At 42.2% G+C, this 9,607-nt stretch carries 10 protein-coding genes; 9 read left to right on the top strand and 1 reads right to left on the bottom strand.

What is annotated here, in order from left to right:
• The 7 genes from gspL to scpB all read left to right on the top strand — a co-directional run.
• Nucleotides 1–501 (top strand): type II secretion system protein GspL (gene gspL, locus A3729_RS07195; protein ID WP_231877374.1); only part of this gene is annotated, 501 nt, incomplete at its 5' end.
• A 26-nt stretch (nucleotides 502–527) separates the two neighbouring features.
• Nucleotides 528–1,049: a type II secretion system protein GspM gene (gene gspM, locus A3729_RS07200; RefSeq protein WP_068511054.1), complete on the top strand. Its 522-nt coding sequence runs from the start codon at nucleotides 528–530 to the stop codon at nucleotides 1,047–1,049.
• A gap of 41 nt (nucleotides 1,050–1,090) precedes the next feature.
• Nucleotides 1,091–1,723, top strand: a complete 633-nt coding sequence (locus A3729_RS07205; RefSeq protein WP_068511052.1) for an N-acetyltransferase — start codon at nucleotides 1,091–1,093, stop codon at nucleotides 1,721–1,723.
• Between the two features lie 98 nt (nucleotides 1,724–1,821).
• The gene (gorA, locus tag A3729_RS07210) at nucleotides 1,822–3,183 is read left to right on the top strand and encodes a glutathione-disulfide reductase (protein ID WP_068511050.1); all 1,362 of its coding nucleotides are present in this window, start codon (nucleotides 1,822–1,824) and stop codon (nucleotides 3,181–3,183) included.
• A 175-nt stretch (nucleotides 3,184–3,358) separates the two neighbouring features.
• The gene (locus A3729_RS07215; RefSeq protein WP_082870226.1) at nucleotides 3,359–4,576 is read left to right on the top strand and encodes a tryptophan--tRNA ligase; all 1,218 of its coding nucleotides are present in this window, start codon (nucleotides 3,359–3,361) and stop codon (nucleotides 4,574–4,576) included.
• Nucleotides 4,577–4,602: 26 nt separating this feature from the next.
• Nucleotides 4,603–5,397, top strand: coding sequence for a ScpA family protein (locus tag A3729_RS07220; RefSeq protein WP_068511048.1), 795 nt, complete (start codon nucleotides 4,603–4,605; stop codon nucleotides 5,395–5,397).
• Nucleotides 5,398–5,408: 11 nt separating this feature from the next.
• Nucleotides 5,409–6,095, top strand: coding sequence for an SMC-Scp complex subunit ScpB (gene scpB / locus A3729_RS07225; protein WP_068511046.1), 687 nt, complete (start codon nucleotides 5,409–5,411; stop codon nucleotides 6,093–6,095).
• A 26-nt stretch (nucleotides 6,096–6,121) separates the two neighbouring features.
• On the opposite strand, the gene A3729_RS07230 is transcribed toward scpB, so the two are convergent.
• On the bottom strand, nucleotides 6,122–7,507 hold the full coding sequence (locus A3729_RS07230; RefSeq protein ID WP_082880525.1) for an anthranilate synthase component I family protein: 1,386 nt from the start codon (nucleotides 7,505–7,507) through the stop codon (nucleotides 6,122–6,124).
• 101 nt (nucleotides 7,508–7,608) lie between these two features.
• On the opposite strand from A3729_RS07230, the gene A3729_RS07235 reads away from it, so the two are divergent.
• Together A3729_RS07235 and A3729_RS07240 are read left to right on the top strand one after the other, a co-directional pair.
• Nucleotides 7,609–8,139 carry a hypothetical protein gene (locus A3729_RS07235; protein WP_068511044.1) on the top strand — a complete coding sequence of 177 codons (531 nt, stop codon included), beginning with the start codon at nucleotides 7,609–7,611 and terminating at the stop codon, nucleotides 8,137–8,139.
• 367 nt (nucleotides 8,140–8,506) lie between these two features.
• The coding region (locus A3729_RS07240; protein ID WP_231877375.1) for a DUF6160 family protein at nucleotides 8,507–9,607 on the top strand (1,101 nt) is incomplete at its 3' end.

Genomic DNA, 9,607 nt, shown 5'->3' on the forward strand with positions numbered 1-9,607 from the left:
TCTAGCGGGTCCTGGCATCGCTGGAGAGCTGTTGCAGCACTTGCTGGACTTGGGTTTTTACTGCAATTCGGCGTGTTTATTGGCCAGGGTATGTACTTTGAAGGGCAGGCTGATTCCGCTGGCCAAAGCGCATTAACAGCCTACCAAAAAATAGTACCCAACTCGAAACGGACAACACTTGGCAAATTGCCGCGTATTATCAAGGGTAAGCTTAACCAGCAGCGCCAGGGCGGTAGTAGTGTCGATGTCGGTTTTCTCCATTTATTAGGAGAGGCGGGGTATCAGTTTGATCGAAGCAAATTTAAAGGCCAGCTTCAATTTAAAAGCATTAACTATAATCAGCAGCGTGCTGAGTTAGTCTTAGAAATGCAGGCTCAAAGCTTTGATCAGTTAGAGAGTTTAAAAAATGCCATCGTTAGTGCTGGCCTAACGGCGAAGATCAGTTCCGCTGTTCAAGAAAAAGAATATTTTCGCGGCCGTATTAGTGTCGGCGGTGCTTAGTTTAGGTAGTTAAGAGAGATATTGAGATGTTAGAAGCTTTAAAACAGAACTCTGCGCTACTGAATATGCGCAAACAGTATGAGATGCTATCGGCACGTGACCGTTTGGCTCTTAAAGTGCTGCTTGTAGCTCTGAGCTTGGTTATTCTGATCTTTGGCTTAATGAAGCCAGCTTATGAATACAAAAAACAAGCCGAGGCAAAGCTTGAGCAAAATCAGCAATTGCTAGCCTTGGTAAACCAGAATAAAGCCGCACTGAGAAGTCTTGGTCAAAACAATCAAGGCAGTGCTTCCAAAAAAGCATTGAATAGCCAGCAGCTGGTTTCATCGGTTACTAATCTTGCAAAGCAACAGAAAGTGGCACTTAAGCGCTTCGAGCCAAGCGGCGACAATAAGCTAAAAGTTTGGGTGGATGACGCCTCTTTCGATAAGGTAATTTCTTGGTTAAGTCGCTTGAAAAGCTCATTAGGTGTGCGAGTCGAGCAGATTTCCATTGATAAAGATGATGCACCAGGGAAGATCAGCGCCAGAATGACATTGTCTTCATAAGTCTGTAGCGCGATATATTAGTCTAAGAACTAGGGGCACCTATGACAAGAATAACAGAAGAAACCAAAGCAAGAGTTGTTCGACTTGAACCTGGCGCTTTTACCGAAGCTAAAGCAATTCTATATAGAGCTTATAAACATGAGCCTACCTTTAAATACCTATTTGACGCTTCGCGCCCTGGTTATGATCAACGTATCAGGGCAACTATACGAGAGTTAATTAACTTACATTTTTCCAATCAGCAAGATGTGATCGGCCTGGCATTGGATAATCATTTGATTGCAGTTGCGCTAGTTGGCAGTCCGGATATCCGTTTGACACTAAGTCGTCAGTGGAACTGGCGTTTGCGTATGATGCTTACAGCAGGAATGGACTGTACATGGCGTTATATTAATTACCATAAACAGATCCACGAGTGTCTACCTAAAGGTGAACACCATGAATTACCTCTGTTGGGGGTGGATTCAAAATACAGAAATTCGGGTTACGGTAAGCAGTTGATGTTGGCGATAGAAGATATCTGTAAAGAAAACCCGCGCTCCGGCGGTATAGCGCTTGATACTGGTAATACGCGGTACTTGAAGTTTTATAAGAGTATTGGTTATAAAACCCTTGGAACCGTTAAACTGGGTGAGCTCGTTGAAAATGTATTATTCAAAGAGTGCAGTCACTAATTCTGTATTTATATTTTACCTGTCTTAAGCTATTAAATGCTCTAGTGTAGTTTTCGAGCTTAGGCATACCGACAATATCCGTTTTTGAAGAGTTCTTTATGTCATCTTATGATTTTGATTTGTTTGTAATTGGTGCTGGCTCCGGCGGTGTTCGTTTGGCTAGAATGTCGGCCTCGATGGGCGCTACAGTTGCTGTTGCAGAAGATCGCTATCTTGGCGGTACGTGTGTAAATGTAGGCTGCGTACCAAAGAAACTATTTGTTTATGCATCCCATGTTCATGAAGAGCTTGAAGACGGCAAAGGCTATGGTTGGCATTTAAATGGTGATCTGAGTTTTAACTGGCAAACCCTGGTCAAAAATAAGAATACTGAGATTGAGCGTTTAAACGGTATTTATGATTCCTTGTTAACTAACTCGGGCGCTAAAATTATTAATGGTCGAGCTCGCATAGTTGATGCCCATACTGTCGAAGTGGCAGGGCAGCAATACTCGGCTGAGCGAATCGTTGTCGCGACTGGAAGTTGGCCGTTCATACCTAATATTCCAGGTGCCGAGTATGCAATCTCTTCCAACGAGCTTTTCTATCTTGATAACTTGCCCGATACTGCAACGGTTGTGGGTGGTGGCTATATAGCTGTAGAAATGGCCGGAATTCTTCAAGGGCTTGGTGTCGACACGACCTTGGTTTATCGTGGTGAGCTGTTCTTGCGCGGTTTTGATCAAGAAGTGCGGGAGTTCGTGCGTGATGAGATTAGCAAAAAAGGTATTCGCTTAAGGTTTAATGAGAATATCGACAGTATTTCAAAGCTGGATAACGGTTCTTTAAATCTTCAGCTAAAAAGTGGCGCTACCGAATCTACTGGTTTGGTGCTTTATGCAACAGGTCGAAAGCCATACTCCTACGACTTAGGCATAGAGAATACTAAGGTAGCGCTTGATGACAAAGGTCAGATTAAGGTTAATGATTATTTTCAAACAAGTGAACCCTCGATCTATGCGATTGGTGATGTAATAGGTGGTATGCAGCTTACGCCGGTTGCGCTTGCCGAAGGTATGTTCTTAGCTAATTATTTCTTTTCCTCAACTAAACCTTCATTAGTCGACTATTCCTTGATACCGACGGCTGTTTTTTGTCAGCCAAATATTGCTACGGTTGGCTTGAGTGAGGAGCAAGCGCGGGAAGAGTTTGATGACATTGATGTCTATGTGTCTAATTTTAAAATGATGAAGCATACTTTGTCTGGGCGTGATGAACGTACCTTAATGAAGATGGTTGTAGACAAGAAAACAGATGCTGTCTTAGGTGTTCACATGGTTGGTGCAGAGGCCGGAGAGATTATTCAAGGTATTGCCGTTGCATTAAAAGCTGGCGCTACGAAACAGAGTTTTGACCAAACTATTGGTATTCATCCTACTGCTGCAGAAGAATTTGTAACGATGCGCCAGCCTAGAACTTAAGGTTTTTTTGCTTCGATCACCAGAAAAATACACTGACCCTGAAATTATCAAGAAAAGTAAGTATACTTCCGTTTTTTACGGAAGGTGGTATGTAAGTAGTCATTGGTATTTTTTACGAGCCAGACTTTCATCACGTAATCCATTATCCATAGCAGATTATAAATAGGAGCCAGCTTTGAGTTCGGTTGAATCACAGCAAAGAGTTTTATCCGGTATGCGCCCTACGGGCAAGCTACATCTTGGGCATTATCATGGTGTACTCAAGAACTGGGTAGAGTTGCAACACGATTATGAATGTTTCCTCTTCGTTGCAGACTGGCATGCACTCACAACGCATTATGAAGACCCTTTCATGATCGAACAGAGCGTGTGGGATATGGTGATCGATTGGCTTGCTGCGGGTATTAACCCAGGTTCAGCGACAATGTTTGTTCAGTCTATGGTGCCTGAACATGCAGAGTTGCACCTATTGTTGTCAATGATGACGCCTTTAGGTTGGCTGGAACGTGTACCAACTTACAAAGACCAGCAAGAGAAGTTGAAAGAAAAAGATTTGGCAACTTACGGTTTCTTAGGTTATCCATTATTACAAAGTGCTGACATCTTAGTTTATCGTGCGGGTTTTGTTCCTGTTGGTGCTGACCAGGTAGCTCATGTCGAATTGACGCGTGAAATTGCTCGTCGCTTTAATCATTTATATGGTAAAGATCCGGGTTTTGAAGAGCAGGCTGAAGCAGCGATAAAGAAAATGGGTAAGAAAAACGCCAAGCTTTATCGTAATTTACAGAAGCGATTCCAAGAACAGGGCGACGATGAGGCTTTGGAAACTGCAAGAGCTTTGATCAAAGACCAGCAAAATATATCACTAGGCGATCGTGAACGCTTGTTTGGTTTTATTGAGGGAGGCGGTAAAGTGATTCTACCTGAGCCTCAGCCATTATTGACTGAAGCATCGAAGATGCCAGGTTTAGATGGTCAGAAAATGTCCAAATCTTACGGCAATACTATTGGCTTACGTGAGGATCCGGATTCGGTTACTCAAAAAATACGAACCATGCAGACAGACCCACAACGTGTACGCTTATCTGATCCGGGTGATCCAGATAAGTGCCCTGTGTGGAAGTTGCATGATGTTTATTCCGACGAAAGTACTAAATGCTGGGTTCGTGAAGGTTGCACCAGTGCAGGCATTGGTTGTTTGGAATGTAAGAACCCAATAATTGAAAAAGTGCTTGAAGAGCAGCGCCCAATTCGTGAACGTGCTCGCCAGTATGAAGAGAACCCAGAATTAGTGCGTAGTATTTTATCTGAAGGTGCCGAGCGCGCGCGTGACGCAGCAAAGGGAACGCTTCAGGAAGTTCGACGTGTAATGGGTTTATCTTTCGGCGCGTAAAGTGCTAGAAGATAGGGGGCTTGAGTATGTCAGCTGTGCAACAAGAATTACCTTTGGCAATTGTCGAAGGTAAAGTTGTAAGGGATGTCCCTCAAGACCTCTATATTCCCCCCGATGCTTTATCGGTTATTCTCGAAGCCTTTGAAGGCCCGCTAGATCTGCTCCTGTATTTGATACGACGCCAAAATATGGATATTCTGGCAGTTGATGTGAGTGAGATAACGCGTCAGTACATCGAATATATTCAAGTTGCGAAAAAGATGAAGTTCGAGCTGGCTGCTGAGTACCTACTCATGGCTGCGATGTTGGCCGAGATCAAATCTCGAATGTTATTGCCTAAAATTTCGCATGAAGATGACGAAGAAGAAGACCCACGTGCTGAATTGATTCGTCGCCTTCAGCAATATGAACGCTTCAAGAAAGCAGCTGAAGATTTGGATGAGTTACCACGCGTTGATAGAGAAATAGTTCCTGTTCATATCAAAGCAGAAACCAGTTCTGACGGAAAGATACATCCTGATGTCTCGCTAAATGAGTTAATTCAGGCACTTAATTCTGTTCTGCAACGCTCTGATATGTTTGTAAGCCACCATATTGAAAAAGAGAAGCTCTCAACTAGAGAGAGGATGACAATTATCTTATCTAAGGTAACGCCCGAACAGTTCGTCCCTTTCGCTGCGCTCTTTAGTCCAGAGGAAGGGCGAGATGGTGTTGTGGTAACATTTTTGGCAATTATGGAATTAGTTAAAGAGCAGTTGCTCGATTTTGTTCAATCAGAAACCTTGGGGCCTATTCATGTTCGGGCGCGCGGAGCACAATAAAGAGCTTTGAAATGGTAGACATTAAAGAGTTACTTAGTTCAAATAGCGAAGATCTTACTAATGTAGGGAATCAATACACCTATAATTCACTTGAGCCCACCGTTGAAGTATTAAAACCTATTGTCGAAGCGCTTCTGTTTTCAGCAGGTAAACCTTTGTCTATCGATGCGATTCAAGCTTTATTGGAACCTGACCTTACGCCTACCAGGGCAGTGTTTCGCTCCGTATTGCAAGAAATTGAGGAAGACTACAAAGGTCGTGGTGTTGAGTTGGTTGAGTTTTCTGGCGCTTATCGCTTTCAGTCCCGGCCTTCAATGAGCGAGTGGGTACAGCGTTTATGGGAAGAACGACCTCAAAAGTATTCCAGAGCACTTTTGGAAACATTGGCCTTGATTGCCTATCGCCAACCGATTACGCGTGGCGATATTGAAGAAGTTCGGGGGGTTGCAGTCAGCTCTACCATAATGAAGACCCTGCTAGAAAGAAATTGGGTGCGAGTTGTGGGTCATCGCGAGGTTCCCGGTCGACCAGCAATTTATGCAACGACCAAGCATTTTCTTTCCTATTTCAACCTAAGCAGCCTTGATGACCTGCCAACCTTGGCCGAAATTCGAGATATTGAGCTAATTTCCAAAGAATTAAATGCACAATTAGAGCTAGTCGGCACCGAAGATGAGTCAGTAAAACAGGACGATTAGCTCTATATAAGGAAGGCTCTATATGCTTATTCCGAAATTCCCGTTAAATTACTGACCTTAGTTAAACTTTCTAGATACTCTTCTTTACAGTTTGAGTCGTGAACGATTCCGCCGCCGCCCCAGCAATGTAATTTATTTCCCGAATGCACAATGGTTCGAATAAGTATATTACTGTCAAAATTTCCATTTCCATTTAGATAAAAAATTGAACCGCAATAGGCGTCTCTGCCGGAGCCTTCTAACTCATTAATAATTTCCATTGACCTGATTTTAGGAGCTCCCGTAATAGATCCGCCAGGAAAACATGCGAAAAAGGCATCTAATTCGTTGATATCTTTCCTAAGCCTTCCTTTTATATGGCTAATTAGGTGATGCACATTCTTGAAAGTTTCAAGTTCGAATAGTTTTTCCACCTTAACGCTGCCTAATTCACAAACTTTGCTTAGGTCGTTACGAAGTAAATCAACAATCATTAAGTTTTCGGCTTGGTTTTTTGTGCTTTCTTGCAATTTTTGCGGGGCTTCAGCTTTATTTGTATTCTGAGCGGTGCCCTTTATTGGTTTTGTGTTTATTTCTTTATTCTTGATTCCAATAAATTGTTCAGGCGAGAAGCTTAATAACTGTTGATCGTCACTAAAAGAGATGAACGCTGAATAAGGCGTATCGACTTTTTCTCTGAGGTGGAAATACAGAGGGAGTGATGGGTCATCAAAATCTGCTTCAAAACGCTGAGTTAGATTTACTTGATAACAGTCTCCGGCAATTATGTAGCTTTGTATTTGCTCAAAAGCTTCTGAATAACGCTGATATGAAATGGTCTTCTGCCAGTTAGGCTTGTTAGTTTGCTGCTTATGTTTATATGTGGCGTTCTTTTCGTGGGTATCGGAAATAATATTTTCAATCTTGTCTCGCAAATCGAGAGGGCAGCGTGGTGAATACGTTAGATAACCGCGCTTTTGTTTTTTGTCATGAATATAAGACCAGGTATATTCACCTATATATAGAAGGGGGAGTTTACTTTCTTCCATTAATTGAGGTGCTTCAATAATACTAAGAGCTCCATACTCATAACTTGAGTATCCAATTAACCCTGCTGTAAAAGGTAAATCTGAAAATATTGATGGGATTTCTTGTTGCTCGTAGTTAAGTGACTCATGAATATTGCTTGGCTTAACTAGGTTTGGAGTGTGAGATAACTCTGCTTTATTTATTGTATGGGTAAATAAAGGCGAACCGCTAATAATATTGAAGCGACCTTTTGACTCATCAACGCCGCTATCTAAAAAGATTGAATGGGGGAGGGAGGCTAACAAGGCATGGCATTGCTCATCATTTAGAATAATTTCCTTTTGTAGCCACTTTGCCGGGTGTTTTGTTTGATTTGTTTGGTAAGCTGTTTCAAAATTCTTCATTCAGTTATCGCAAAATTAAAATCTATGAGAATGTATATGGACATTTGTTCGACGCCTGATAAATTATCGCCGCAAAATAATACTTAACAAATGGAGTTTTTATGAAGCGTTCATTTCGTCGCTTTTTATTTCTAGCGCTATGCGTTTTGCCTTGGGTTACCCCCTTGCAGGCTGAAGATTTTAACTCTTTAAAGCGTGCCAAGCTAACAGAAGCGCAATCTGTAAACCAACTCAAATATATGATGGTCAAAGGCTTTGATAGAATTAAAAAGGAAGTTGTTAAAAACGGTTCTTTCCCTCCATTTGGCTTGACGCTGTCTCCTGATGCCGAGTTTAAAGCAGTCATTCCAGATATTGAAGCAAAACTACCTTCACAGGTTGTTCTAGTAAAACTCGCTGAAAGCATGGCAGCTATTGCTCAAACGCGTTCAATGTGGGCAGTTGGTATTATGTATATTAGGGCCATCAAGCGAGATGACGGTACATATGTCCAGAGAATTATCGTGATGACAGAACATATTGCTGGTTGGGCTCGCCATTGGGCATACCCTTTTAAGATGGAGGATGGAGAGTTTAAATTGGGTACCCCTCAAGAATTGGAAGTAAAGCCGGTTTACTTTACTAAAAAATAAAAGCCTTGTTTTATTAAAGCCGCCTATAAAGGCGGTTTTTTCGTTTAGGGGCTCTATTTAACTCAATATTTTGTATTGTTTTTCTTTATGTCGACATTTTTTTCTTTCTTAAATTCTAAAATACGCCCGAAAACAGCCTTCAAATGTCAAATTCTGTTAAAAACCCTTACATTTCTGCCTAAAGGTTACTCTCCGTAACTTTTTGTGAAAGCAATCACGGTAAATAGAAATCAAAATACATATTATGATCTCACTGGCGAGCAACACAGCTTGTTAGAAAAAAATGAAATCATATAAATCAAATGATCGCGTTAAGACACATAAGTCTAAGACAGTTTTAACGTAACCTAAATATTAGGAGAATAATATGAAAGGCCTGAAAAAAATCGCACTAGTTTCTGCAATCGCTGCTGCTTCTGCTGGCGCACAAGCTGAACTTAAAGCTCTAGACGACTCAGCAATGGGCGAGCTAACTGGTCAAGCTGGTTTGACTATCGATCTAGAAACTAAAGTTTCTATCGGTCAGTTCATGTATAAAGATGCTGGTAGCCTATTCATCAACGACATCAGCATCGGCGGCAACGCAAACACTGGTGACGATAACCTAGCAAACGACACTGACATGATTGACAATATCCGTATGAACATCGATATTGCTGGTTCTGCTGCTACTGGCGAAAACATTTTAGATCGTGGTTTGTCTGATTTTTACGGTGCTGAAGGTCTAGCTGCATTGGCTCTAGCATACGGTGCTGTAGATGACGGTCGTCTAGCTGGTTTGGCTGGCGGTATCGAAGCTAACGCTGATGGTGCATCTTTGACACAGCTAGAAGCTAACAATGTACAAGCTGCTCCTGGTGTATCTGTTGTTCAAGCAGTTGCTGGTGCACTTGGCGGAACATTCGTTAAGGGTCGTGTTGGTATCGAAGACGGTGACTTGTTAATTCACGAAATCGCTACTGATCCATTGGCTGCTCTTATCAGTGCTGATGACCTTATTGCTGGCGGTGCTACTGCACTTGCTGATTTCTCAACTCAAGAAGTTATCGACGCAGCTGTAACAGCGGTTGATTTCAAATACGAAATCGGTGCAATCGGTATTGCTGACTCTACTTACCAGCCAGGCGCAGATCTTTCTACTGCACAAACTACTACTTTGATCAGCAACTTAAGCATTGCGGGTTACTTGGGTCACAAAGATATCCATATCGAAAACAATGGTAATGGTTTCGGCGCTACTGACACTGATGGTAATGGTCGTATCTCTGCTGCTGAAGCTTCTGATGCTGTGACTGGTTCTACTGGTTACGGTGATGCGAACTCAAAAATCCACATGGATAGCTACTTCAACATCACTGATTTAGATGTTTACATCGATATCGCTGGTGTTCAGATCAACGATCTGAAAATCCACAACCATCGTGGTGACACTTCTGGTCTAGACGGATTGAATGCATTCGGTTTCGCT

The sequence above is a fragment of the Oleiphilus sp. HI0043 genome (genome assembly GCF_001634935.1).